Here is a 22,899-nt window from a genome sequence, read left to right on the forward strand (position 1 = left end):
CGATGTTGGAGCACGCCATGAGACCGAGTGTTGTCGCCGTCGCCATGCTGGTCTGGTGCTGCGCGCCCGCGTTGGCGCAGCAGGACGGCGCTGCGCTCTACGCAAGCCACTGCGCGCAATGTCACGATGGCGGTGATGGCGAGAGCCGTGTGCCAGGCCGCGGCGCCATGCAGGCGATGTCGTTCGATCATGTGCTGGGAACGCTGACTTCTGGAAGCATGGCGGCGATGGCGAAGGACCGCAGCGACTCGGAACGGCGTGCGATTGCCGCCTTTGTCACCGGCAAGGCCGCGGTGGGCGACAATGCAGTCGATGCGGAGGGACGCTGCACGCAGCAGGTCAATTTCTTTCCGCAAGCGCTCGATGGTCCGCGCTGGAATGGCTGGGGCGTCGACGTTGCCAACAGGCGCTTCCAGTCGGCCGAAATGGCCGGCCTCACCGCGGAAGAGGTGCCGCGCCTGCGGTTGAAATGGGCTTATGCCTTTCCCGGCGCCTCGGTGTCGTTTGCGCCGCCGACCATCGTGGGCGGTCTGCTGTTTATCGGCGGCACTCACCGCAAGGTGCACGCGCTCGACGCGCGAAGCGGCTGCACGAGGTGGACGCTGCCGACCGATGCCGCGGTGCGCGCGGCGATCAGCTTCGGGCCGCTTCCCGGCACCGATCAGTTCGCGATCTTCTTCGGTGACCTGCGCGCCAATGCCTATGCGGTGAACGCACTGACTGGCGCGCTGATCTGGAAGACGAAGGTCGAGGAGCATCCGGCAGCGCGCATCACTGGCGCGCCGACGCTGCATTCCGGCGTGCTCTATATCCCGGTCTCCTCGCTGGAGGAGGCCGCCGGTTCGCAGGCCAGTTACGAATGCTGTACCTTCCGCGGCAGCGTGGTCGCGCTCGAGGCAGTGACCGGCAAGCCGGTGTGGCAGGCCTACACGATCCCCGAGGTGCCGCATCCGACCGGCAAGAATGCGAGAGGCACGCAGCTGTTCGGCCCGTCCGGCGCGGCGGTGTGGTCGGCACCGACGATAGATCCGAAACGCAACGCCGTCTACGTCGCGACTAGCAATTCCTATTCGAATCCACCCGCCGCAACCGCCGATGCGGTCCTCGCTTTCGAGCTTGCGACAGGTAAGCTGCTCTGGAAGCAGCAGGCGACCCCGAGCGACGCCTTCATCGTCGCGTGCTTCGGCGCGGACAAGACCAATTGTCCTGAAGATCACGGGCCCGACCACGATTTTGGCCAGTCGCCGATCCTCGTGACCTTGCGTGACGGCAGGCGCGTTCTTGCCATCGCGCAGAAGTCCGGCGTCGTGCACGCGCTCGATCCTGATGATGGCGGCAAGATCCTATGGCAGACGCGGATCGGGAAGGGCGGTGCGCTCGGCGGCAGCGAGTGGGGCTCGGCCGCCGACCAGGATCGCATCTATGTCGCGAACTCAGACGTGCGGTTCCTGCGCGATGGTACGCGGCGGCTCGATGCCACCCAAGGCGGCGGCCTGTTCGGCCTCGACCTCGCCAGTGGGAAAATTGCGATGGAAGTATCTCCTGTCGCCTGTGGCGATCGCCTCCAATGCAGCCCTGCGCTGTCGGCTGCCGTGAGCCTGATCCCCGGCGTCGTGTTTTCCGGCGGCGTCAGCGGCTTTCTGCGCGCCTACGCGACAGCCGACGGAAAGCTGTTGTGGGAATACGACACGGCGCGAGACTATACGGCGGTGAACGGCGCCCCTGCTCATGGCGGCGCGATCGACGGCCCGGGGCCGATCATCGCCGGCGGAATGCTCTACACCAATTCCGGCTACGGCCAGTGGGGCGGCGTCGCCGGCAACGCACTGCTGGCGTTCGAGGTTGCGAAGGAGTGAGGGTCAGTCCTGGATTGCCCTGCGCTCCAGCCGAGCGACAGAACCTGTCAGCCAACTGAGGAGGAAGAGCTTCGATGATCGATGCCCAATGCAGGTGCGGCGCTCTCGCGCTGTCGCTTCCAGGACCTTCCAGCCTCGTCGTCGCCTGCCACTGCATTGACTGCCAGCGTCGAACCGGCGCGCCGTTCGGGGTCGGTGCGTTCTATCCGGCGGAGGGCGTCACGATCTCAGGGACGTCGAAGGAGTACGTCCGGACAGCCGCAAGCGGCGGCAAGGTCCGCAGCTATTTTTGCCCCGAGTGCGGTTCGACGGTCTATTGGAAAGCGGACAATCTGCCTGCGATGATCGGCGTTGCCCTGGGCGCGATCGCGGTTCCGAACTACCCGGCGCCCATCAGCTCGGTTTTCGAACAGTCGAAACATGCCTGGGTGGAGATATCAGGCGCCGAGCACTTCCAGCAAAGCAGCGCACCGAAGCATTCGAAGTGAGCGTTGCGCGTCAAATTTCGCTCCAAGGCTTCGCGGCAAGATGAATTGACGCCGTTCCCGTGGGTTCCGCCGAGGGTTGGAATTTGCGGCGGTCCCTCTGCTTCGCGTGAGACAATAGCTAGCCGTCCGGATTGGAACGAACGTCACAAAAATTCGTTTGCCGACCGGAGCTAACGATGAATAACGCGGAAATTTTCGAACCTTTCTTGAGGCGGTTGCGGGTCAGCACCGAAATTGATGAAGAGGACGAGGCCGCTATCCGTCATCTGCCAATCACGGTGAAACGGATGGCTGGCGGTCAGCCGGTCGTTTCTCTCGGAGATCGACCTTCGGCGTGCTGCCTTGTCGTTGATGGCTTTATCCTGAGATCAAAGATCGTCGGCAATGGCCACCGCCAAATCATGGCCTTTCACCAACCCGGCGACATCCCCGATCTGCAGGGTCTCTTTCTACATGTGATGGACCATGACGTCAGCACGCTTGGCGATAGCGTTCTCGGCTTCATTCCGCATGCAGCGGTGCGCTCACTGATAAGAAAGCGGCCTAACGTGGCCGAAGCGCTTTGGCGCGATACACTGACCGACGCCGCGATCTTCCGGGAGTGGATTTGCAACGTTGGTCAACGCGAAGCCACAAGCCGCGTGGCGCATCTCGTGCTTGAGCTTTACACCAGATTGAAGGCGATCGGTCGAGCGGACGGCCTGTCCTTCGACTTTCCGGCCTCTCAGGCACTCCTCGCCGACGCCGTCGGCACGAGTGTGGTCCATATGAATCGCGTCGTTCAGCAGCTACGTGCTCAGCGCGTGTTGGACCTGGAGCGGGGAAGAATATCGATCCTTGATGAAGCCAGGTTGCGCGAAATAGCAGACTTCGACGTGCTTTACCTTCATCTCAATCCGTCGCTCTGAGCCATGAAGTTCTACTTCGATATCAAGGACGACTTTTTCGCTGCGGTCGACGAGGATGGGGTGGATTTGCCCGGCCCGGAAGCCGCCGAAAAAGAGGCGATCGCAATGGCGACCTCGATTGCCAGAGACGTTGCGTCGGCAAAGGGGGCGCAGGTCCTCATTATAGTCAGGAACGAGAAGCACCCGCTGCTCGAGTTGAGTGTAACGGTCGCCCGGAAAGCTCTGACGTGATTGCGTGGGAAATCGATTCTAGCTGTCGTTAGACGGAGGAGTGCCCCGATCTATCAGGCCGCGGTGTCGGCTAAATCGGTGGTGCCGGCTGAGGGGATTGAACCCCCGACCTTCGGTTTACAAAACCGCTGCTCTACCGCTGAGCTAAGCCGGCGACGCCTGGAGAAGCGCAGGGGCCGGCGTACGCCGGGGCCCTCCGCCCGTGCGCGCCGCAATACCAGACTTGACTGGAAAGTGCCAGAACCCGCGATCCCCGATGCAGACATGAATCAGGCGGCCCCGAGGGCCGCCTGATCTGTCGCGTTCGGTTCAAACCGCTTTACTGGCAGATGTGGCGGTTGCCGTCTTGGCCCTTGAACCAGGTGCCGGGCGTGCAGACGAAGCCGTTGCGCTGGGCGTAGGTGCGGGTGTCCCAACCGCGATTGTCCCAGCCGCGGTTATCCCAACTGTTGTCGTAGGCGAAGGCATCGTTCGTGGCACGGAACGGGGCAGTTGCAATCGCGCCCGCAGTCCCGATGGCTGCGCCGGCCACGCCAGCGGCTGTTCCGACCGCGCCGGCGGCGACGTCGGTCGGCCAGAAGCCGGTGCGGCTCCTGTTCCAGTCGTTATTCCAGTCGCCGTTGGTGGTCTGGCGATAGGACACGCGACGATGCCGATAGCCGCTGTCGGTGTACGGATTTCCCGGTCCGACGTTCTGGCAGTTGGCGTTGGGGAATTGCGCCGCGCAACGGCCGGGATTGGTGATCACGGCCTGCGCCATGGCAGAGCCTGCCACCAGGGTCGCCGCAATCGCCGTGGCTCCGAGAAGTTTGACGTTCATGATTGTTTGGCTCCCGTTTTGTTGACGGGGGCTAAACGCCGAAGACGCCGGACGTTCCGCTGAAGCCGCGGATTTTCGTCGGCGACAGTCAAACGGAAGTGAGCACGGTCCATGGTTCCGGACTGCAGGGTCCGGCGGCGTTAATGCTTCGCTAGTTCGCTTTGGCGCATTTGAGCGGCGCGGAATCCTTACACATTAGGCTTACCGGCAATTGGTGAGAGGGCCTTAACCCTCTCTGCGCCGCCATCGGGTAGGTTGTCGCCGAATAAATGGGGTCCTCTCATGCGCGCTGTGGCGCTCGCGGCCTTTCTGATCGGACTGCCCGCGACGGCGTTTGCCGGCGGCGGCTTCGATATCGTCGTTCCCGGTCGCCCCGGCGTGCCCATCATCATCAACAACATCGACGCGTCCTATGCCGTGATCGAGGGGACCTGGGGCCTGGGGAAGAACGTCCAGGTGCAGCCCACGATTTATGGCGGCCGCTATGTCGCCGAGCGCCAGCCCACCGACGTCGGCCATTACTATCCGACGCTGGGCCTGCGGCCCGGCTATGGCCGGCTCGAGGTCGAACCGCCCGCGAACCGCAAATTGCCCAAGCCGCCCGATAGCTATCACCAGAGCTGGGGCGCCCAATCGGCGCCGCTGCCGCCGCAGATGGACGTGCCCGTCAATCCGCCGCCGGTGATTCTCGCGCCCGAGATCAACGACCAGCCGCGGCGTCCTCGGCCGCGGCCGCGTGCAGAGATGCCCGGCAAGCCGCCGGGTTAAGAAACGACAAAATCCAAAAAACGGAAATCAACAGGAGAGAGTAATGCGTCAGATGATTTCGGGACTGGTCGCGGCGGCTGCCGTGATGTTCGCCGCCACCGCGCCCGCTGCGGCCTGCGGCTTCGATCCGTGCCAGCCGGTCGCGCCGGTCTATTCCGGCTGTAACACCGGCTGCGGCGGTTATGGGGCCGGCTACAGCTACGGCTATGGCGCCTATGAGCGTCTCGCCGAGCCCACCACGCAATATTATCACGTCAACCAGGGCCCGACCTACACCGGCCCGGGCGCCTTCGCGCCGTATCCGACCTACCGTGAGGACGCGGTGGTTGCGCCCGCCAATTACGGCTACGGCCGTGGCTACGGCTATGGGCACGGCTATGGCTATCGCGCTGCCGCGGTCGAAGCGCCGGCCGCCTATCCCTACCGCCGCCCGTATTACCGTCCGTATCGCTACGGCTACGGCCCGCGCGCCGGCTATCTGCCGCGCACGCATTACGGCTACGGTCCGCGCTACGGCTACGCCCCGCGCCATGCGCCGTACTATGGCGGCCACCGCGTGCTGCGCCGCTATTACTGATCGCTTGATCGGTTGAGCCGACGAGACGCCCGTCCGCGACGCGGACGGGCGTTTTGTTTTGTTACCGCTTCATCAGCCCGAGCCGGCTCGCGCCGACATAGAGCGAGAGCACGGCGGCATTCGAGACGTTGAGACTCTTGATCTCTCCCGGCATGTCGAGCCGCGCCACGACGCTGCAGGTCTCGCGTGTCAACTGCCGCAGGCCCTTGCCTTCCGCGCCCAGAACCAGCGCGAGCGGCTCGCGCAGGGTGAGCTCGGAGAGATCCGCGCTGCCTTCACTGTCCAGCCCGACAGTCTGGAAGCCGAGCTCGTTCATCGTGGTCAGTGCGCGGGCGAGGTTTTGCACCGTCACCATCGGGACCAGCTCCAGCGCGCCGGAGGCGGCCTTGGCCAGCACGCCGGTCGCTTCCGGACTGTGACGCGCGGTGGTGACGATCGCCTTCACCGCAAAGGCGGCCGCCGAGCGCAGGATGGCGCCGACATTGTGCGGATCGGTGATCTGGTCGAGCACCAGCACCATGCCGTCCTGCTCCAAATCCTCGATGTCGGGCGAGGGCAGGGGATCGGCCTCGGCGAGCAGGCCCTGGTGCACGGCGTCGGGCGACAGCAGCCGGTCGATCTCCTGGGGCCGGACGATCTCGGGCGCGACCGGGATCGCGATGTTCTCGTCCGCCAGACGCCTTGCGGCGTTCTCGGTCAGCGTCAGCTTGCGGATCTGCCGCTGGGGGTTGGCGAGCGCCATGGAGACGGTGTGCCAGCCATAGAGGATGACAGGCCCGTCGGTGTCCGAATCGCGATCGCGACGGGCCGGACGACCGGCCGATTTTCCGGGCCTGTTGAAGGGCTTAGACCCGCCGCGGGGGCCCCTCGGGTTGAATTTTCGATCCTTCATGGGCTCGCTTGTGTCACGGGTCCCGGAATATGGCAATTTGGGTGGTGTCGGGGGCGATTTTAGCTGTTCGCCTCGGTTGACTTTACCCCACCGCTTCGCCGATAACCGCGCCCGGTCGCGCCCCCATCCGGGCTGTCGCGGCCTTCACGTTCCATGGCCGTCTTCGGTCGCCGGCAAGGTCCGGCCCGATTGTGCTGCCGTCGAGCGGGGGAGTGTCCCGAGTGGCAAAGGGAGCTGACTGTAAATCAGCCGCCTTATGGCTTCGCAGGTTCGAGTCCTGCCTCCCCCACCATCCTGCTTCGCGCTGACGCGCTTCGCAGGATTTGCAGCCTTTTACTGCGCGAAGCAGGATGCCCTCCGAAGCCTAGGCGAAGGGGGGCGGCGTCATGCACTATGTCTATCTTCTGGAGAGCGAACTTTTCGTGGGCCAACGCTATATTGGGCTGACGAAGGATCTCAAGCAGCGGCTAGCCGATCACAACGGGGGTAAATCGCCGCACACGTCTAAGTACGGTCCGTGGCGACTGGTGACCTATGTGGCCTTTTCCGACATCGAGAAGGCTAGAGCCTTCGAGCGCTATTTGAAATCCGGTTCGGGCCACGCCTTCGCGAAGAAGAGACTCTGGTGAGCGAAGGCGAAGACGCACTGAAGCGGATCCGATCGCCTCACCCCACCATCTCCCGCACCATCGGCACCACCTTCCGCCCGTAGAGCTCGATGCTCTTCATCAGCTTGCCATGCGGCAGCGGGCCCGCCGAATACTTCAGCTGAAACCGCGAAATGCCGAGCGCCTTTGCCGTCTTGGCGATCTTGCGCGCGACCGTCTCCGGCGAGCCGACATAGAGCGAGCCGTGCTCGGCCTCGTTCACGAACTCGTCGCGGCCCATCGGTGGCCAGCCGCGTTCCTTGCCGATGCGGTCGCGCATCGCCTTGTAGTCGGGCCACAGCTCCTCGCGCGCCTGTTCGTCGGTCTCGGCGACATAGCCTGGCGAGTGCACGCCGATCGGCTGTGCCGGGCGGCCGAACTCCCTGAACGCGCGATGATAGAGCTCGACGAAGGGCGCGAAGCGCGCGGGATCGCCGCCGATGATCGCGAGCATCAAGGGCAAGTCGTAATGCGCCGCGCGCACCACCGATTGCGGACTGCCGCCGACGCCGATCCAGGTCTTGAGCGTGCCGTTCTCGACCGGGGGATAGACCAGCTGCCCGTTCAGCGGCGGACGCAGCTTACCTTCCCAGGTCACCGGCTTCTGCGACAGCAGTGCCGCGAACAGATCGAGCTTCTCCTCGAACAGCGCCTCGTAAGCCCGCAGGTCGAAACCGAACAGTGGAAAGGACTCGGTGAACGAGCCGCGGCCGAGGATCACCTCCGCACGTCCGTTCGAGAGCGCGTCCAGCGTGGCAAAGCGCTGGAAGACGCGGATTGGATCGTCCGAGCTCAGCACCGTCACGGCCGAGCCGAGATGGATCCGCCTGGTCCGCGACGTGATGGCGGCCAGCACGGTCTCAGGGGAGGAGATCGCGAAGTCGGCGCGGTGATGCTCGCCGAGGCCGATGAAGTCGAGGCCGAGCTCGTCGGCGAGCACCGCCTCGTCGACGACGTTGCGGATCACCTGTGCGTGCGGAAGCATCGCGCCGGAGGCGTCCCTGGTGACGTCGCCAAAAGTGTCCAGTCCGAATTCGAGCGGTGCGGTCATTGATGAGGTCTCTGCGGGCGCGGCTTGCGCGCCTGTCACTGGGGGAGGGGATTGCTTTGGTTGGAGCTAAGCAGCAGGGACTGGCGCGCAATGCTGCTTCGAGAAACCCATTGTTTCCCTTTTTCGTGGTGTCGGGGCGCCCGCCGCCCGCGCCTCAGTCCGACCTGGCGAACATCTCGACCAGCGTGTCGCGCAGCCAGCGCTGCGCCGGTACGGTGTCGTTGCGCTGGTGCCAGAACAGCCTGACGATGCGCGGCGGCGCCTTGAGCGGAAGCGGCATGGCGTGCAGGAACGGCGCGTGCCGGGATTGCGAGCGCAGATCGCTCGGCAGCACGGCGATCAGGTCGGACTGGCGCACGATTTCGTAGGCGGCGCTATAGTGATTGACGGTCGCGACCACGTTGCGCGACAGCCCGCGCGAGGCGAGGAAGAGGTCGTAGGACGGCAAGGTCTTGCCGGCGAGGCTCACATCGACATGCCCCGCGTTGAGGAAGCTGCGCGTGCTCAGCCGCTTCATCGCGGCGAGCGGATGGCTGCGCCGCATGAAGCAGGCGTAGTCGACGGTCCACAGCGAGCGCGAGCGGATGGCGGCCGGCTGCTGCGCCTCGTTGACATAGACGCTGAGGACGCAATCAACGCGATTGTCCTCGAGCTGGTCGGCGATCTCCAAAATGGTGTTGGGAACGGTGTGGATTCGCGCCTTGGGCGCGACCTTGCCGAAATGGTTCAGCAGGTTTGGCATCACCAGCGAGGCGACGTAATCCGACATCGACAGGCTGAACTCGGTCTGAGCACGGTGCGGATCGAACACCTGCTCGTCGAGCGCGCCGCGGACGGTTTCGAGCGCTTCGCCGATCGGCTCCCACAGCACCACGGCGCGCTGGGTCGGACGGATGCCGGTGCCGGACCTGACGAACAGGGCATCGCCGAGCGCGTCCCGCAGGCGTGCGAGCGCGTTGCTGACGGCCGGTTGCGTCATTAGAAGCGCGTTGGCGGCGCGCGTGACGCTGCCCTCGGTCATCAGGGCCTCGAACACTTTCAGCAGGTTGAGGTCGAGCGAGCGAAACGACAGAACATTCACCCCAGTGATGTACTAGATCATGATTATAAATTATGACGATAATATCTCCTTGTCTATGGTTCCCCCCGGGAATGAGCGGAGTGCCGGGCCGCCAGACAGAGGGGGACTTTCATGTCGATGATCTCGGCGCGGATCGAGCGCCTTCCATTCGCACGCTTCCACAAGCATCTGCTGCTGATGGGCGGGCTCGGCTACATGTTCGACGCGATGGACGCAGCCGTGCTGGCGTTCATCCTGCCGGTGCTGCGCACGACCTGGAATCTGTCGAGCGTCCAGATCGGCGTGCTCGGCAGCAGCACCTATATCGGCTTCCTGTTCGGCGCGCTGCTGGCGGGCACGCTGGGTGACCTGATCGGCCGTCGCGCGGTGATGATGTCGGCGCTGGCACTCTATTGCGTCGCATCCATCGTCAGCGCTGCGGTGAACGACTGGTCGTCCTTCTTCGCCGCGCGCGTCGTCGCGGGCATGGGCACCGGCGCGGAGAGCGCGATCATTGCGCCCTATCTGGCGGAATTCGTCGCACGGCGTTACCGCGGCAGCTTTACCGGCGCGCTGGCCGGATTCTTCTCCATCGGTTTCGTCGCGGCGGCCTTGCTCGGCTATTTCATCGTGCCCGCCTCTGAGAACGGCTGGCGCATCGTTCTGGTGATCACCGCGGTGCCGGTCGTCATGCTGCTGTGGTGGCGCAGGGCGCTGCCGGAATCGCCGCGCTGGCTGGAAAGCCGGGGCCGGGAGAAGGAAGCCGCAGCCGTGCTGGACAGGATCGAGGCCGGATTTGCGAGAAGGCCATGTCCTGCCGCAACCGGTCGTCGAAATCACGGCGCCTGCCGTGACTGGTGGGACGCTGCTTGCCAATTTCGCCGCGCTCCTCGCCGGCCGCCAGGCGCGCATCACCATCATGACCTGGATCATGTGGCTTACGATCACGTTCAGCTACTATTCCTTCTTCGTCTGGATCCCCGGCCTTCTGGTCCAGAACGGCATGAGCATCACCAAGAGCTTCGCCTATTCGATCGCGATCTATTGCGCGCAAATTCCCGGCTATTTCAGCGCTGCGTACTTCAACGAGCGCATCGGCCGGCAGGCGACGATTGCCTCCTACATGGTGCTCGGCGGCGCCAGCGCGCTTGGACTTGCATTCGCGCAGAGCGATCAGCACATCATGGTCGCCGGAATCTTGCTGTCCTTCTTCATGAACGGCACCTATGCGGGGGTCTATGCCTATACCGCCGAGGTATTTCCGACGGCCGTCAGAACCACCGGCGCCGGGCTCGCCTCCGCGATCGGCCGCATCGGTGCGATCGTCTCGCCGATCCTGGTCGGCTATCTCTATCCCAATTTCGGCTTCGCCGGCGTGTTCGGCCTCACCACGAGCGTGCTGCTGTTAGGCGCGCTCACCGTGGTGCTGATGGGCGTGCCGACACGCGGCCGTTCGCTGGAAGAGATCGCGGCAGGCGAAGTCGCATGAGGGAGACGAAACACCGATCCGATCCGCTGCTCTGCGCGGTGGCGGCCGCGCAGGGCAGGGCGGATCAGCCGGATGCCCTGTACTCGGCGCTGGACGGCGCCCTGAAGTCGGCGATCGGGCACAAGCTGTTCACGATCCTGACCTATGACGACGACACGAGGGAAGCCGCGCGGGTGTATTCCAATCTGCCCGGACCTTACCCCGCGGGCGGCCGCAAGCACCTGGCGCCGGGGCCGTGGACCGAGGCCGTGCTCGACCGCGGCGAGGCCTATATCGGCCGCACCCGGGACGATCTGCGCGAGGTGTTTTCCGATCACGAGCTGATCGCTTCGCTCGGCTGCGAGAGCGTGCTCAACATGCCCGTGCGCTGGCGCGGGCGCACGCTCGGCTCGCTCAATCTGCTCCATGAGGCAGGCTGGTACGGCGAGGACGATGTCGCTGCGTGTCTCCCATTCGCCCAGCTCGCCTTGCCCGCGCTGCTCATACAGTCCTGATAAGACAGGAAGTCGTCATGTCCCGTGTGCTCTTCAAGAACGCCGCTCTGCTCGATCCGCTTCAGCCGGACCTCCTGGAGGGACATCACATACTGGTCGAGGACGGTCTGATCAAGGAGGTCTCCGATCGGCCGCTCCAGGTGGAAACCGACCGCACCGTCGATCTGAAGGGCAAGACGCTGATGCCCGGCCTGATCGACCTGCATGTGCATGCGATCGCCGTCGAGCTCAATCTGGCGCAGCAGGTGCACATGCCGAACGTGCTGGTGACGCTGCGCTCGACGCTGCTGCTGCGCGGCATGCTGCGGCGGGGCTTCACCACCGTGCGCGACGCCGGCGGCGCCGGCCATGCGCTGAAGCAGGCGATCGAGACCGGTCTCACCGACGGTCCGCGGCTGTTCGTCTCGGGTCGTGCGCTCAGCCAGACCGGCGGGCACGGCGACATGCGGGCCCGCTCGGATTACCTCGCCAGCGACGCACCGTGCCCCTGCTGCGTGCGTGTCGGCGCGCTGGCGCGCGTTGCCGATGGTGTCGACGGCGTGCGCAAGGCCGCGCGCGAGGAGCTCCAGATGGGCGCCGACCAGATCAAGATCATGGCTTCCGGCGGCGTCGCTTCACCGACCGATCCGGTTGGCGCCTTCGGCTACTCCGAGGACGAGATCCGCGCCATCGTCGAGGAGGCGCGCGGGCGTCAGACCTATGTGCTCGCCCACGCTTACACCGCTGCCGCGATCGAACGCGCGGTGCGCTGCGGGGTGCGCACCATCGAGCACGGCAATTTGGTCGATGCTCCGACCGCGCAGCTGATGGCCGAGAAGGGCGCCTATGTGGTGCCGACGCTCGCCACCTACGAGGCGCTGGCTAACGAGGGTGCCCAATATGGCCTGCCGCCCGAAAGCGTTGCCAAGATCGCCGATGTCCGCGACGCGGGCCTGCGTTCGCTCACGATCTACCGCGACGCCGGCGTAAAGATGGGGTTCGGCAGCGACCTGCTCGGACCGTCGCAGCGTCTGCAGAGCGACGAATTCCGCATCCGCGCCGAGATTCTCGGTCCGCGCGCCGTCATCGCCAGCGCGACATTGGTCGGCGCCGAGGTCCTCGGCATGGAGGGCAAGCTCGGCCGCATCATGCCCGAAGCCATTGCGGACCTGCTGGTGGTCGATGGCAATCCGCTCCGCGACGTGGCCTGCCTGCTCGGCCAGGGCGAGCACATCCCGATGGTGATGAAGGCAGGCAAGGTCCAGTTCGACCGGCTGGGGGCGCGTAGCTAATCCTATTTCGAGATGCGCACGACCATCTTGCCAAGCGCCCCGCGCGTCTGCATCGTCCTGAACGCTTCCCGGAAGTCATCCAGCGCGAAGATGCGACCGACCACAGGCTTCAGCTGGCCCTCGACCAACCAGGCCGTCAGCTCCGACATCAGGCGCTTCTGCACCTCGGGCTCGCGGATTGGAAGCTGCGCGAGGTCGACGCCGAGCAGGGCGCCGCCCTTCAGCAGTGGCAGGTTGAATGGCAATGCCGGGATCGCGCCGGCGGCAAAACCGACCACGAGATGACGGCCGCGCCAGGCGATGGAGCGAAAGGCCTGTACCGAGACTTCGCCGCCGACGGGGTCGAAGATCACGTCTGCGCCGCGTCCTGAGGTCAATTCCTTCAGCGTGTCGCGCCAGTTGGTCTGCGTGTAGTCCACCACAGCGTCGGCGCCGTGCTGTCGCGCGAACGCGCGCTTGTCTGGTGTCGATGCCGCTGCGATCACACGGGCGCCGAGCAGCCTGCCAATCTGGACGGCCGCGATTCCCGTGCCGCCCGCTGCGCCCAGCACCAGAAGCTGTTCGCCTGCGCCGAGCGACGCGCGCGCACTCAGCGCATAGAGGGCGGTCAGGTAATTGGCACGAAACGAAGCGGCGACCTCCGCCGCGACGCTGTCCGGCAGGGGATAGAGCGCTTCGGGGGGGACGACGATCTCTTCGGCAAGCGCGCCCGAGCGCGTCATCCCCATTACGCGCATCCCGGGTTGATAGCCGCCCGGTGCGCCGGGGGCTTCGTCCACGATGCCTGCGAATTCGGTTCCGGGAATGAAGGGCAGGGGATCCTTGGTCTGATAGCGCCCCTCCATCTTCAAACCGTCAACAAATCCGATTCCTGCAGCCTCTACCCGGACACGCAGCTGTCCGGGCCCGATGCGTGGAGACGGAACGTCCTTCAGGGCGATTTGATCGATCGGCGCGTATTGCTCGACGACGACGGCTTTCATGTCGGACCTCTGTTGTCCAGTTATGCTGACAGGTCTCGACACCAGCCTCTTGTGTCTTACCGCCACATTCCGCGCATCCGCGCCCTGATGTCGACCTTCGGCCCTTGCGCCGCCGTGCGGGCCGCGCTTGCCCCAGCCTTCGGCCAGGCGGTGCGCTCGAACAGATAGACCAGCGGCTCCGGGATGAAGCGGGTGCGCGAGGCGTAGACGTGGCGGTCGCCCTTGGCTTGCTGGCCGTGGGTGAAGAAGCGCTGCGGCACCACGAGGTGCAGGTCGTCCTTGGCGCGCGTCATCGCGACATAGAGCAGGCGGCGTTCCTCCTCGAGCTCGGCGCTGGTGCCGGCGCCGAGATCCGACGGCATGCAGCCGTCGACGACATTGAGCACGAATACCGATTTCCACTCCTGGCCCTTGGCGGAGTGGATGGTGGAGAGGATCAGATAGTCCTCGTCGCGCAAGGGCGGCCCGGATTTGTCGCTGGCAGCATCCGGCGGGTCGAGCGTGAGCTCGGTCAGGAATTTCTCGCGCGAGGCATAGCCACTCGCGATCTGCTCGAGCTGCATCAGGTCGGCGCGGCGCGTCTCCGAATCCTCGTGGAGGCGATCGAGATGCGGTTCGTACCAGAGCCGCACGCGTTCGAGATCGGCCGGCCATTCCGAATAGCGCAGATTTTCGATGGTGCGGACGAAGTCGGTCCAGTCCGCGCCGGTGCGCGGCGGCACCGGGAGCTGGCCGAGCGCGGCGAGCGGATCGGAGCTCTCCGCCATTTGATCGAGCACGCGCTGCGCCGTCGCGGGTCCGATGCCCGGCAACAGATGCAGGATGCGAAAGCCGGCGACGCGGTCGCGCGGATTTTCGGTGAAGCGCAGCAGCGCCAGCACGTCCTTGACATGCGCGGCATCGAGAAATTTCAGCCCGCCGAACTTGACGAACGGGATGTTGCGGCGGGTCAGCTCGATCTCCAGCGGGCCCGAATGCGAGGAGGTCCGGAACAGCACTGCCTGGTGCTTCAGGAGCGCGCCTTGCTCGCGGTTGGCCAGCACTTCCTCGACGATGTAACGGGCCTGGTCGGTCTCATCGTGCACGGTGACGAGCTGCGGCTTTTGCGCGGAGCTGCGGTCGGTCCAGAGGTTTTTTGTGAAGCGCTCGCGCGCCAGACCGATGACGCCGTTCGCCGCCGCCAGCACGGGTTGCGTCGAGCGGTAATTGCGGTCGAGCGTGATCATCTCGGCGCGGGGCGAGAAGCTCTGCGGAAAATCCAGAATGTTGCGGACCGTGGCGGCGCGGAACGAATAGATCGACTGCGCGTCGTCACCGACGACGGTGAGGCCGCGTCCGTCCGGCTTCAGCGCCAGCAGGACCGAGGATTGCAGGCGGTTGGTGTCCTGATATTCGTCGACCAAGACGTGATCGAAGCGGCCGCCGATTTCTTCCGCGATCAGCGCATCGCTCATCATCTGCGACCAGTAGAGCAGCAGGTCGTCGTAATCCAGCACGTGCTGGGCCTGCTTGGCCTCGACATAGGCCGCGAACAGGCCCTTCAGCTCGGCCGCCCAGCCTGCGCACCAAGGATAGTGCGCCCCCAACACCTTCTCAATCTCCATCTCGGCATTGACGCAGCGCGAGTAGATCGACAGGCAGGTGCCTTTGGCGGGAAAGCGGCTCTCCGTCTTCGACAATCCGCGCTCGTGCCGGACCAGATTCATCAGGTCGGCGGAATCCTCGCGGTCGTGGATGGTGAAGGCAGGATCGACGCCGATCCGCTCGGCATATTCGCGCAGCAACCGTGCGCCAATGCCGTGGAACGTGCCGGCCCAGCTGAGCGCGTCGCGCATGATCGCGGCATTGTTCTCGCCGAGCACTTTTCGGGCGATGCGCTCGACCCGGCCGGCCATCTCGGCCGCGGCGCGGCGGGAAAACGTCATGAGGAGGATGCGGCGCGGATCGCTGCCCGCGACGATCAGATGCGCCACGCGGTGGGCCAGCGTGTTGGTCTTGCCGGAGCCCGCACCGGCGATGACGAGCAGCGGCGCGCCCACGGTCGCACCATCGGCCACGCCATGCTCCACGGCGCGGCGTTGCTCCGCATTGAGCGTGTCCAGATATGTCGCCACGAATCGCCCCGGTGAAACAGCCAGAGTCGGCGATCCCGCTGCGAATCGCAATGCGTCTGGACGGGACCGATGTTAAGACCTAGGGACAAGACGGCCCAAGGTTCCATTCCGAAAAGCGCCACCCGGCATGACCGAGCTCAAATCCGACCAGTTCGAGATGCGACGGCTGGAATCGCTCAGCAACACCATCTTTGGCGTCGCCATGACGCTGCTCGCCTACGATCTGCCTAGGGCCGCGGTCTTCACCAGCGCGCCGGACTGGAACGATCTCGCCCGGGTCTATTCCGGCAAGCTCGCGGGTCTTGCGCTCAGCTTCATCATCGCCGGCGTGTTCTGGATCAGCCATCACCGGCGGCTGGCGCGCCAGCCCGTCGGCAGCCGCGGCGCGGTGATCCTCAATTTGTTCTTCCTGCTGTCGATCGTGCTGCTGCCGGTGACCAACGGCCTCTACACCAACTACGCCACGAGCAGTGCGGTCGCCGTGCTCTACGGCCTGCACCTGACTGCAATCGCCGGCCTCAATGCCTGGCTGTGGTGGAGGATCTTGGGCGGCTGGCGCCAGGAGATCATGGCCTCGTTGTTTCCGCTGCTGGTGTTCATCCCGGGCACGGTCGTTGCGGCGTTCGCGCCGCAAGTCGCGCCGTTCGTGTGGTTCATCGCCTTCGGCGGGCTGCTGATCCAGCGCTTCTATGTCGGGCCCACCGGGACGGACAATTAGGCCTGCCGTTCATTCGCCGGAGGGCGTCGCGCCGAACCCGTCGGCCGGCACGTAAAGCTTGACCGGGCGGATTTCGTAGACCGCTGAGGGATTGACCTGGCGCAGCGTTCGCGCCGCCGCGATCGCCTCCTCTTCCGTGTCGTACTCGGCGAGGTGGAAGCCCAGAAGCTGCTCCTTGGTCTCGGCAAATGGGCCGTCCAGCACGACCCCCGCGCCGGGGCCGCGCAAGGTGCGGGCCTTTCGGGTCTCATCCAGGCGGGCGGCCGGGCCAAAATGCCCGCTTGCCCGGAGGGGAGCCTGAACCTCGATGACCTTTGCCACGACCGCGGCGTCCTTCTCGGGCGTCCAGGACAAGATCTCGTCTTCCACGTGATAGGCCAGGATAGCGTAAAGCATCGTCACCTCGTTGATTTTCGCTGCGCGCGTCCAAAGGACGTATCACCACCGTCGCAGCCGACAATGGGGCTGCGGAAAATATTGCGTCGCGGGTGCGGCGACGAAACCTTCCCGAAACCCGATTGCGGCCGAAAGGTGTGAACGCCGCGCGAAATCGGCGCGACTGATTGCCACCAAGAGCACTTCGGAGGCGGCCATGTCGACCATCAAGATCATCTGCGACGCGCGTCGGACGGGAAAGTCGGAGCTTGCGGATCTGCACGACCAGAGCGGCCACCATCGCTATTACGACAGCTCGGCCGAGAGCGGCGGCGAGCGCATCGTTGAAAGCCGGCGCGGCAAGCGCCCGCGCGCAATGAACGTTTGCGGCTTCTAAGCCCAATGCTTGCGAAACAGCCTGCGACCATGAACGTCGTGCAGATATCGATCGCCGCGATGCCGTTCCTGCTCTCGCTCGCGAGCAGGTCCGGCAAGGCGATGGCGCCAAGCCTGCTGGCGGGCATCTTCACCGTGCTTCTCGGCAGCGAGCCGCCGCGGGCGGCCATGGCCTGGTGCGTCGGGCTGTTGATCGCGGCGGTTGCGGTGCGGGAGCGGACTCGCACGACCTGACCGCGTGTCACATCCCGCTCAGCACCTGCTTGATCAGGGTTTCCCGCAACCGGGCGATTTCGCCGCTCGCCTCCATCTGCTCGATCATCCTTCCGACCTTCGGCACGAGATCGCGATGCCGTTCATGCAGATGGTGGTAGATGCTGATGCGCTCGAGGGGTGGTGAGAGCGGATGGATCCTGGCCTGGAGATTGAGCTTCCTCACCGCAGCCAACCCGCTGAAGAGGTCGGTGACCATCACGTCGATGCGGTCGGCGTCGAGCATCTTGACCATGTTGTCGAGGCTTGTCGTCGCCGTGACCCGGGTCATGCCGCGCGTACCGGCTTCCGACGAGCCGACGCCGCGTACGATGCCGATGCTGTAGTCCCTAATTGAATTCCAGCCGGCGACGTCGAACTGCAGTTTCGTGGTGAAGACAGTAGGCTCGATGTAATTGATCGCAGGTGTCACCTGGATCAGCGTCGGATAGTCGCGAGAGAGCGTTCCGATCCGCTGGACCTCGCCGTCGACCTCGCCGGTGCTCGACAGCGCGAGCGCGCGCTTGCCGGGCACATCCTCGAATTCGAGCTTGATGTTCAGCCGGGCATAGACCGCGCGGAGCATCTCGCCGCCGACATATTGATCGGGGATATCGGCGATGCGCGCCAGCCTGATGACCTCTTGCGCCTGCGACGGGCCTGCCGCGAGCAGCAACAGGCAGACCACGACTATCCGCCTCATGACGCATCTCCCTGGCCATGCCTCTTGGGCGTGCCCTGCTACCATCGGATTCCGGTGCCGCGATCTACCGGAGATGGCGGCTGCGCCGGTCCGCAACGTTGAGAGCGCGTTCCCGCTGTATGGCGGCTCCGGACTTTCACCGATGTCATTCTAGCACGCGAGGTGGTAGTTTGCCTGGGAAGCCTGCTGCTGGGCGCAAGATATGACCCCGTCGAGCTCAAGCCGCCCAAGGGCCAACAGGATCATCGGCCGACAAGATCGCCACGTGTATCGCGTGCTGAGGCAGCGCCTCAACCGTTCACCTGCTCGCGGCTGCGATCGGTAAGCTGAGCAGGTGCCGCCATTTTCGAGGACATGGTGCATGGGCGACGCAGGTGACGATGATATCAAGCGTGGCCGCGCCATTGCGCCGGCGGCTTCGAAGCAGGATTTGACCGGCATCGGCGCCCCGTTCGCGCCTCCGATGTTCGCGGCGCTCCTGTCGCGGATCTTCAACTGGTCGCGCAGCGGCGTCGGGCCTCGGCTGCTTGCCGCCGTGCTGCTGTTCTCATCGGTCGTGACGCTGACCCTGACCGCGCTCCAGCTCTATCTGGATTACAATCGTGAGGTCGGACTGATTGAGACGCGGCTCGACGAGATCGGCCGCAGCACTACGGGCAGCCTCGGAGAGAGCCTGTGGAATCTCGACCAGAACCAGCTCAAGCTCCAGCTCGATGGCATTCTGCGGCTGCCCGACATCCGTGCGGCGGAGGTCCGCGAGATCGCCGATCGGCCCAATCCGATCCGCGTGGAAGTCGGCGAGCGAAACACTCGTTCGATCATGACCCGGGAGTTTCCGCTGAGCACGATGGTGCAGGGGACCTCGCGTGCCATCGGCACGCTCCGGGTCGAGGCGACGCTGACCGACGTCTATCAGCAATTGTTGAACGGGGCCCTCGTCATTCTGGCAAGCCAGGCGGCAAAGACGTTCCTCGTCTCGTTGTTCATCATCTACATGTTTCATCTGCTGGTGACCCGGCATCTCGTCGCGATCGCCGAGTACGTCGGCAAGTACAGCCTCGGCCGGCCGCCGCCGCCGCTGCGCCTGGAGCGCCGGCCGCCTGACGAGGCCGACGAGCTGGACAAGGTGGTCGTTGCTTTCAACGCCATGTGCGCCAACCTCGAACATGCCTATGGCGAGCTGCGCGCGGCCAATGGGAATCTCGAGCGCGACCTGAAGATCCGGCGGCATGCCGAGGAGAACGCCCGCGCGAGCGAACAGCGCTTCCGTGACTATGCCGAGACCGCATCCGACTGGTTCTGGGAGACCGGTCCGGATCACGTGTTCACCTATATTTCAGATCGGGCCGGTGCTTTCGGCATGGACCCCAAGGCGCTGATCGGCAGGCGCCGTTCAGACGCCGCCTTCGACCACGATGCCGAGCCGCAGAAATGGCGCAGTCACTGGGCCACGCTGGATCGCCACGAGCCGTTCCGGAAGTTCGAGTATCGCGGCCGCGATGCGGCTGGCCGCGCGCACCATTTCAGCGTTAACGGCCAGCCGGTGTTCAGCGCCGATGGACGCTTCATGGGGTATCGCGGTTCGGCTACTGATCTGACCGAGCAGCACGAGACGGAGGAGCGGCTTCGCCAGTCGCAGAAGATGGATGCGATCGGTCAGCTCACCGGTGGCGTCGCGCATGACTTCAACAACGTGCTCACTGTCATCACCGGCACCATCGAGATCATCCGGGAGGGGCTGGCGGACAAGCCCGACCTCGCCGCGATCGCCCAGCTCATTGACGATGCGGCGGCGCGAGGCGCGGAGATCACCTCGCAGCTCTTGACCTTTGCGCGTAGGCAGCCGCTGGAGCCGCGCGAGATCGACGTCAACGGCCTCGTGCTCGAGACGGCGAAGCTGTTGAAGCCGATCCTGGGCGGAAACATCGAGATCGTGACCCGCCTCGCGGACGACGCCTGGCCGGCGATGGCCGATCCGTCGCAGCTGTCGTCGGCGATCATCAATCTCGCCGTCAATGCGCGGGATGCGATGCCTGGCGGCGGCACGCTGACGCTCGAGACCGCGAACCGCGAATTCGATGGCGCGGATGGTGCTGGTGACGGCGATGCCACGCGCGGCGCCTTCATCATGGTTGCGGTGGCCGACACGGGCCATGGCATCCCCGCCGACATCCGCGACCGCGTGTTCGAGCCGTTCTTTACCACCAAAGGGGTCGGTCGCGGCACCGGGCTCGGCCTCAGCATGGTCTACGGCTTCGCCAAGCAGAGCGGCGGCAGCGTTGCGATCGAGAGTGAGGAAGGCCGCGGCACCGTGATTCGGCTGTTTCTGCCGCGATCTGCGGGCGGAGCGCAGGCCAGGACCGGCTCGCTCCAGGCGCCCGCGGCGGCACGCGGGCACGAGGCGATTCTCGTCGTCGAGGACGATCCGCTGGTGCAGGGCTATGTCATCGCCCAGCTCGGCAGCCTCGGCTATCGCATCCTCGCAGCCGGCGACGGCGCAACCGCGCTTGCGCTGGTGCAGCAGGGCGCCCAATTCGATCTGCTGTTCACCGACATCATCATGCCCGGCGGCATGAACGGGCAGGAATTGGCCGAGGCCGTGTGGCGCCTCCGCCCGGGGATGAGGGTGCTCTATACGTCCGGCTATACCGACAACGCCCTCGACCACGAGGGTCAGCTCGGTCCCGGCGTTGCGCTGCTGAGGAAGCCGTACCGGAAGGCGGACCTGTCGTTGAGGATCCGCGAGGTCCTCGCCGGCGAGCCGCCCGCCTGAGCAGCCGGCGCGCGATGCCAACGAAAAAGGCGCGGCGGGGAAGGCCCCCGTCGCGCCCGATTTCTTGCTCGCTGGTCCAGGCTGAGAGCGCCCCGATGCCAAGCCTCTATTAAAGGCTTAGCGGGCGATCCCAGCGAGGTGACAGCGCTTGGTAAAAGACACTGGATCACCTCCTTTCGTTGGTTGCGGAAGATTTCAATATAGGCGGCAATTCCGGCGTTGTTAAGGGGAGGCGGGTCGGGAGGAACCAGCGGCTGTTCGTAGGGCCGGGCAGACGCTGGAAGCCGTCTCTTAGGCAGTTGATCTTGGGCAGTTGAGACCGCCGCCCGGCCGTGTTAGGGAGCCCCTGTCGCGGGTGTAGCTCAATGGTAGAGCAGCAGCCTTCCAAGCTGAATACGAGGGTTCGATTCCCTTCACCCGCTCCAATTATTTCAATAACTTAGCGCGTTAAGGCCTTTCCATTCTGACAAGCCGCGCATTCTCATTCTGACAAACGTTCCTTTCGCTTGTTTTGCACGGCGCTTGATGCGTTTCATTTGCGCATCTTGCTTTGCCTGATCGTCGTCGTGCAGATAGTGCGCCATAGCTGCCGTCGACGACCACTGACCCTTCTTCATTAGCTGCGTTTCCGTTAGCCCGGATGTGCTTGCTTCGGTCGTGCCGCCGTGGCGGCCGAAAGAGGTAAAAGTTAGCTCGGGCCGTAAACCTGCAGCCAAGATAATTTTCTTCGTGATGCGTTGGACTTGAGTCAGCGTCTCGCCCTTGCCAAACCAGGGTAGACTGCTCCCATCACGTCGCAACATCAGACCTCCTGTCGGACGCAGCTCCTTGATCGCACCGAGCTCTGCCATTAGCAGCGGGTAACATGCCTTCCCCTTGGCTTCTTTGAAGAGCTTTCGAAGAGCTGATCGACGAAAGCGGTGTCAATACTTGCGACCCGGCGCGTCCCCAGTCGTCGGCCATCTTGCAAGATGTACTCACCGATCATTTTGATGCCAGTCTCATGAACCCGGCACTGACCGGGGCTCAAAGGCTGAAGTCGCTTAGCTGTCTTCTGGGGACCACGTTTGACGGTAGAGATGAAACATCCAATCTACCGTGCCGATGACCACGCCAATGCCAATCGCATTTTGCGTCCTCGCCGCCCATGCGCCAGCTATCTGAAGCTCGACCTGAACAGCACATCCTGCAAGAACTCATCCTGCAGGATGCGGTGTACATACTGCCAGCAAGAGATGTTAGCGGCAGACGTAGCTGCCGTTAACCAGAACGCGGACACACGCGGTGCCCACCGTAGGTCATGGTATCCTCCCCCTAGGCGTCGATCTCCTGAGCGCAGATTGGCGCGAGAGGCGGCGGCTCAATGAGCGCCGCCCATCGCGCCATCATCAAGCTCTATTGGCACACATACATGATGCCATCACCGCCCTTCACCAACGAGCCTGGGACGCATCCGGTGCCGTTGCGCGCCGCATAGTCGGCCAGCCGCTATAGCCGTAGCTCCACGGCCCGCCGAAGTAATAAGCTCGCACCGCGTACCAGGGCAAACCGTCATTCGTGTAGTAGTGACCGCGATAATAAGGAGTGACGTACAATCGGGCGGCCGCTTGGGCGTTGTCGAGTCGCAGCGAGATCCCGCTTCGGTCGGTCAAGCCAATGAACAGCGCCGTGCCGCATACGAGCGCGGCGACGGCAATCTTCCTTGCGCTTATCTTCATGGACGTTCTCAAAAAATGAACTTCAACGCCACAACACCAACGCCACAACAGGGCGGCGATTTGCGTTAGATCAAGGGAATCAAACAAATCGAATCTGCTTCTCCTTCGAATTCGCAGGATCAGTTCGGATCAAATAATGCGAATCTGGAGGATAGCACTCCAGCCCGACAAGTGCGGCCCACCATCGGAAAGCTCGCTGTCACGGTGGCAGCGCCGGCTCTCTCTGCACTGGAGCCAAGTATGCAATTGTGCGAGTGCTTTTCGCCAGAATGCTTCAGGCAGTCGGGGACGAGCTCGGAGACGGCATCGCGGTTC

Annotated in this window: 24 protein-coding genes, 3 tRNA genes and 1 pseudogene; 17 read left to right on the top strand and 11 right to left on the bottom strand. The window is 64.4% G+C overall.

Annotated features, from left to right (window positions below; all coding sequences use genetic code 11):
• The first annotated feature begins 17 nt into the window (after positions 1 to 17).
• From IVB07_RS15150 to IVB07_RS15165, 4 genes are all read left to right on the top strand, one after another.
• Complete coding sequence (locus tag IVB07_RS15150; protein WP_247767735.1) at positions 18 to 1,856, top strand: PQQ-binding-like beta-propeller repeat protein; 1,839 nt, start codon at positions 18 to 20, stop codon at positions 1,854 to 1,856.
• A gap of 74 nt (positions 1,857 to 1,930) precedes the next feature.
• Entirely contained in the window at positions 1,931 to 2,344 is a 414-nt protein-coding gene (locus tag IVB07_RS15155) for a GFA family protein (protein WP_247362006.1), read from the top strand.
• 176 nt (positions 2,345 to 2,520) lie between these two features.
• The gene (locus IVB07_RS15160; RefSeq protein WP_018455399.1) at positions 2,521 to 3,252 is read left to right on the top strand and encodes a Crp/Fnr family transcriptional regulator; all 732 of its coding nucleotides are present in this window, start codon (positions 2,521 to 2,523) and stop codon (positions 3,250 to 3,252) included.
• Between the two features lie 3 nt (positions 3,253 to 3,255).
• On the top strand, positions 3,256 to 3,483 hold the full coding sequence (locus IVB07_RS15165; RefSeq protein WP_018455400.1) for a hypothetical protein: 228 nt from the start codon (positions 3,256 to 3,258) through the stop codon (positions 3,481 to 3,483).
• 79 nt (positions 3,484 to 3,562) lie between these two features.
• Here IVB07_RS15165 and IVB07_RS15170 read toward each other — a convergent pair.
• Both IVB07_RS15170 and IVB07_RS15175 read right to left on the bottom strand, forming a co-directional pair.
• Positions 3,563 to 3,637: transfer RNA gene (locus tag IVB07_RS15170), tRNA-Thr, on the bottom strand.
• A 165-nt stretch (positions 3,638 to 3,802) separates the two neighbouring features.
• Complete coding sequence (locus tag IVB07_RS15175) at positions 3,803 to 4,303, bottom strand: hypothetical protein (RefSeq protein WP_018458104.1); 501 nt, start codon at positions 4,301 to 4,303, stop codon at positions 3,803 to 3,805.
• Positions 4,304 to 4,585: 282 nt separating this feature from the next.
• Here IVB07_RS15175 and IVB07_RS15180 point away from each other — a divergent pair, with 282 nt between their 5' ends.
• Positions 4,586 to 5,071, top strand: a complete 486-nt coding sequence (locus IVB07_RS15180; RefSeq protein ID WP_247362008.1) for a hypothetical protein — start codon at positions 4,586 to 4,588, stop codon at positions 5,069 to 5,071.
• A 43-nt stretch (positions 5,072 to 5,114) separates the two neighbouring features.
• Positions 5,115 to 5,648 carry a hypothetical protein gene (locus IVB07_RS15185; RefSeq protein WP_247335727.1) on the top strand — a complete coding sequence of 178 codons (534 nt, stop codon included), beginning with the start codon at positions 5,115 to 5,117 and terminating at the stop codon, positions 5,646 to 5,648.
• A 61-nt stretch (positions 5,649 to 5,709) separates the two neighbouring features.
• Here the strand turns inward: IVB07_RS15185 and rlmB are convergent, their stop codons facing one another.
• Positions 5,710 to 6,540: a 23S rRNA (guanosine(2251)-2'-O)-methyltransferase RlmB gene (gene rlmB / locus IVB07_RS15190; RefSeq protein ID WP_247362010.1), complete on the bottom strand. Its 831-nt coding sequence runs from the start codon at positions 6,538 to 6,540 to the stop codon at positions 5,710 to 5,712.
• A gap of 206 nt (positions 6,541 to 6,746) precedes the next feature.
• Here rlmB and IVB07_RS15195 point away from each other — a divergent pair.
• A tRNA-Tyr gene (locus tag IVB07_RS15195) sits at positions 6,747 to 6,832 on the top strand.
• Between the two features lie 94 nt (positions 6,833 to 6,926).
• Positions 6,927 to 7,169 (top strand): GIY-YIG nuclease family protein, encoded by a 243-nt coding sequence (locus tag IVB07_RS15200; protein WP_247362223.1) that lies wholly within the window; start codon positions 6,927 to 6,929, stop codon positions 7,167 to 7,169.
• 37 nt (positions 7,170 to 7,206) lie between these two features.
• Here the strand turns inward: IVB07_RS15200 and IVB07_RS15205 are convergent, their stop codons facing one another.
• Positions 7,207 to 8,238, bottom strand: coding sequence for an LLM class flavin-dependent oxidoreductase (locus IVB07_RS15205; protein WP_247362226.1), 1,032 nt, complete (start codon positions 8,236 to 8,238; stop codon positions 7,207 to 7,209).
• Positions 8,239 to 8,392: 154 nt separating this feature from the next.
• The gene (locus tag IVB07_RS15210) at positions 8,393 to 9,319 is read right to left on the bottom strand and encodes a LysR family transcriptional regulator (RefSeq protein ID WP_247362230.1); all 927 of its coding nucleotides are present in this window, start codon (positions 9,317 to 9,319) and stop codon (positions 8,393 to 8,395) included.
• Between the two features lie 207 nt (positions 9,320 to 9,526).
• On the opposite strand from IVB07_RS15210, the pseudogene IVB07_RS15215 reads away from it, so the two are divergent.
• The 4 genes and pseudogenes from IVB07_RS15215 to IVB07_RS15230 all read left to right on the top strand — a co-directional run.
• Positions 9,527 to 10,027: pseudogene (locus IVB07_RS15215) on the top strand (MFS transporter); the annotation flags it as partial.
• Between the two features lie 67 nt (positions 10,028 to 10,094).
• Positions 10,095 to 10,787 carry an MFS transporter gene (locus IVB07_RS15220; protein ID WP_247767736.1) on the top strand — a complete coding sequence of 231 codons (693 nt, stop codon included), beginning with the start codon at positions 10,095 to 10,097 and terminating at the stop codon, positions 10,785 to 10,787.
• Entirely contained in the window at positions 10,784 to 11,281 is a 498-nt protein-coding gene (locus IVB07_RS15225) for a GAF domain-containing protein (RefSeq protein WP_247362237.1), read from the top strand. The genes IVB07_RS15220 and IVB07_RS15225 overlap by 4 nt, the downstream gene beginning before the upstream one ends.
• Positions 11,282 to 11,298: 17 nt before the next feature.
• The gene (locus IVB07_RS15230; RefSeq protein ID WP_247362239.1) at positions 11,299 to 12,552 is read left to right on the top strand and encodes an amidohydrolase family protein; all 1,254 of its coding nucleotides are present in this window, start codon (positions 11,299 to 11,301) and stop codon (positions 12,550 to 12,552) included.
• Between the two features lie 2 nt (positions 12,553 to 12,554).
• Here the strand turns inward: IVB07_RS15230 and IVB07_RS15235 are convergent, their stop codons facing one another.
• Positions 12,555 to 13,535, bottom strand: coding sequence for an NADPH:quinone oxidoreductase family protein (locus IVB07_RS15235; RefSeq protein WP_247362241.1), 981 nt, complete (start codon positions 13,533 to 13,535; stop codon positions 12,555 to 12,557).
• A 56-nt stretch (positions 13,536 to 13,591) separates the two neighbouring features.
• Positions 13,592 to 15,649 carry an ATP-dependent helicase gene (locus tag IVB07_RS15240; protein WP_247362244.1) on the bottom strand — a complete coding sequence of 686 codons (2,058 nt, stop codon included), beginning with the start codon at positions 15,647 to 15,649 and terminating at the stop codon, positions 13,592 to 13,594.
• A gap of 127 nt (positions 15,650 to 15,776) precedes the next feature.
• Between IVB07_RS15240 and IVB07_RS15245 the strand changes: the two genes are divergently transcribed.
• Entirely contained in the window at positions 15,777 to 16,367 is a 591-nt protein-coding gene (locus tag IVB07_RS15245; protein WP_247299708.1) for a TMEM175 family protein, read from the top strand.
• 9 nt (positions 16,368 to 16,376) lie between these two features.
• Here the strand turns inward: IVB07_RS15245 and IVB07_RS15250 are convergent, their stop codons facing one another.
• Positions 16,377 to 16,763 carry a YciI family protein gene (locus tag IVB07_RS15250; protein ID WP_247362247.1) on the bottom strand — a complete coding sequence of 129 codons (387 nt, stop codon included), beginning with the start codon at positions 16,761 to 16,763 and terminating at the stop codon, positions 16,377 to 16,379.
• Positions 16,764 to 16,959: 196 nt separating this feature from the next.
• On the opposite strand from IVB07_RS15250, the gene IVB07_RS15255 reads away from it, so the two are divergent.
• Both IVB07_RS15255 and IVB07_RS15260 read left to right on the top strand, forming a co-directional pair.
• Positions 16,960 to 17,139, top strand: coding sequence for a hypothetical protein (locus IVB07_RS15255; RefSeq protein ID WP_247362250.1), 180 nt, complete (start codon positions 16,960 to 16,962; stop codon positions 17,137 to 17,139).
• Positions 17,140 to 17,168: 29 nt separating this feature from the next.
• A complete protein-coding gene (locus tag IVB07_RS15260) occupies positions 17,169 to 17,372 on the top strand; it encodes a hypothetical protein (protein ID WP_026233505.1) in 204 nt (67 codons plus the stop codon).
• 7 nt (positions 17,373 to 17,379) lie between these two features.
• On the opposite strand, the gene IVB07_RS15265 is transcribed toward IVB07_RS15260, so the two are convergent.
• Positions 17,380 to 18,093, bottom strand: a complete 714-nt coding sequence (locus IVB07_RS15265) for a transporter substrate-binding domain-containing protein (RefSeq protein WP_026233506.1) — start codon at positions 18,091 to 18,093, stop codon at positions 17,380 to 17,382.
• Positions 18,094 to 18,454: 361 nt separating this feature from the next.
• On the opposite strand from IVB07_RS15265, the gene IVB07_RS15270 reads away from it, so the two are divergent.
• Both IVB07_RS15270 and IVB07_RS15275 read left to right on the top strand, forming a co-directional pair.
• Positions 18,455 to 20,866, top strand: coding sequence for an ATP-binding protein (locus tag IVB07_RS15270; RefSeq protein ID WP_247767737.1), 2,412 nt, complete (start codon positions 18,455 to 18,457; stop codon positions 20,864 to 20,866).
• Positions 20,867 to 21,217: 351 nt separating this feature from the next.
• Positions 21,218 to 21,291: transfer RNA gene (locus tag IVB07_RS15275), tRNA-Gly, on the top strand.
• A 6-nt stretch (positions 21,292 to 21,297) separates the two neighbouring features.
• Here IVB07_RS15275 and IVB07_RS15280 read toward each other — a convergent pair.
• Positions 21,298 to 21,669: a hypothetical protein gene (locus IVB07_RS15280; RefSeq protein WP_247362254.1), complete on the bottom strand. Its 372-nt coding sequence runs from the start codon at positions 21,667 to 21,669 to the stop codon at positions 21,298 to 21,300.
• Positions 21,670 to 22,296: 627 nt separating this feature from the next.
• Positions 22,297 to 22,584 (bottom strand): hypothetical protein, encoded by a 288-nt coding sequence (locus tag IVB07_RS15285; protein ID WP_247362256.1) that lies wholly within the window; start codon positions 22,582 to 22,584, stop codon positions 22,297 to 22,299.
• Positions 22,585 to 22,899 lie beyond the last annotated feature (315 nt).

Source organism: Bradyrhizobium sp. 172, assembly GCF_023101065.1.
In the GTDB taxonomy this organism is placed as follows: Bacteria; Pseudomonadota; Alphaproteobacteria; order Rhizobiales; family Xanthobacteraceae; genus Bradyrhizobium; species Bradyrhizobium canariense_D.

Excerpts from the sequence above, each read along its gene's own strand:
- IVB07_RS15200 (WP_247362223.1), top strand. The coding sequence starts at position 6,927 with ATGCACTATGTCTATCTTCTGGAGAGCGAACTTTTCGTGGGCCAACGC.
- IVB07_RS15235 (WP_247362241.1), bottom strand. The coding sequence starts at position 13,535 with ATGAAAGCCGTCGTCGTCGAGCAATACGCGCCGATCGATCAAATCGCC.
- IVB07_RS15245 (WP_247299708.1), top strand. The coding sequence starts at position 15,777 with ATGACCGAGCTCAAATCCGACCAGTTCGAGATGCGACGGCTGGAATCG.
- IVB07_RS15270 (WP_247767737.1), top strand. The coding sequence starts at position 18,455 with ATGGGCGACGCAGGTGACGATGATATCAAGCGTGGCCGCGCCATTGCG.
- IVB07_RS15180 (WP_247362008.1), top strand. The coding sequence starts at position 4,586 with ATGCGCGCTGTGGCGCTCGCGGCCTTTCTGATCGGACTGCCCGCGACG.
- IVB07_RS15285 (WP_247362256.1), bottom strand. The coding sequence starts at position 22,584 with ATGAAGATAAGCGCAAGGAAGATTGCCGTCGCCGCGCTCGTATGCGGC.
- IVB07_RS15265 (WP_026233506.1), bottom strand. The coding sequence starts at position 18,093 with ATGAGGCGGATAGTCGTGGTCTGCCTGTTGCTGCTCGCGGCAGGCCCG.
- rlmB (WP_247362010.1), bottom strand. The coding sequence starts at position 6,540 with ATGAAGGATCGAAAATTCAACCCGAGGGGCCCCCGCGGCGGGTCTAAG.
- IVB07_RS15175 (WP_018458104.1), bottom strand. The coding sequence starts at position 4,303 with ATGAACGTCAAACTTCTCGGAGCCACGGCGATTGCGGCGACCCTGGTG.
- IVB07_RS15230 (WP_247362239.1), top strand. The coding sequence starts at position 11,299 with ATGTCCCGTGTGCTCTTCAAGAACGCCGCTCTGCTCGATCCGCTTCAG.
- IVB07_RS15250 (WP_247362247.1), bottom strand. The coding sequence starts at position 16,763 with ATGCTTTACGCTATCCTGGCCTATCACGTGGAAGACGAGATCTTGTCC.
- IVB07_RS15160 (WP_018455399.1), top strand. The coding sequence starts at position 2,521 with ATGAATAACGCGGAAATTTTCGAACCTTTCTTGAGGCGGTTGCGGGTC.
- IVB07_RS15205 (WP_247362226.1), bottom strand. The coding sequence starts at position 8,238 with ATGACCGCACCGCTCGAATTCGGACTGGACACTTTTGGCGACGTCACC.
- IVB07_RS15260 (WP_026233505.1), top strand. The coding sequence starts at position 17,169 with ATGAACGTCGTGCAGATATCGATCGCCGCGATGCCGTTCCTGCTCTCG.
- IVB07_RS15185 (WP_247335727.1), top strand. The coding sequence starts at position 5,115 with ATGCGTCAGATGATTTCGGGACTGGTCGCGGCGGCTGCCGTGATGTTC.
- IVB07_RS15155 (WP_247362006.1), top strand. The coding sequence starts at position 1,931 with ATGATCGATGCCCAATGCAGGTGCGGCGCTCTCGCGCTGTCGCTTCCA.
- IVB07_RS15255 (WP_247362250.1), top strand. The coding sequence starts at position 16,960 with ATGTCGACCATCAAGATCATCTGCGACGCGCGTCGGACGGGAAAGTCG.
- IVB07_RS15225 (WP_247362237.1), top strand. The coding sequence starts at position 10,784 with ATGAGGGAGACGAAACACCGATCCGATCCGCTGCTCTGCGCGGTGGCG.
- IVB07_RS15165 (WP_018455400.1), top strand. The coding sequence starts at position 3,256 with ATGAAGTTCTACTTCGATATCAAGGACGACTTTTTCGCTGCGGTCGAC.
- IVB07_RS15280 (WP_247362254.1), bottom strand. The coding sequence starts at position 21,669 with ATGTTGCGACGTGATGGGAGCAGTCTACCCTGGTTTGGCAAGGGCGAG.
- IVB07_RS15150 (WP_247767735.1), top strand. The coding sequence starts at position 18 with ATGAGACCGAGTGTTGTCGCCGTCGCCATGCTGGTCTGGTGCTGCGCG.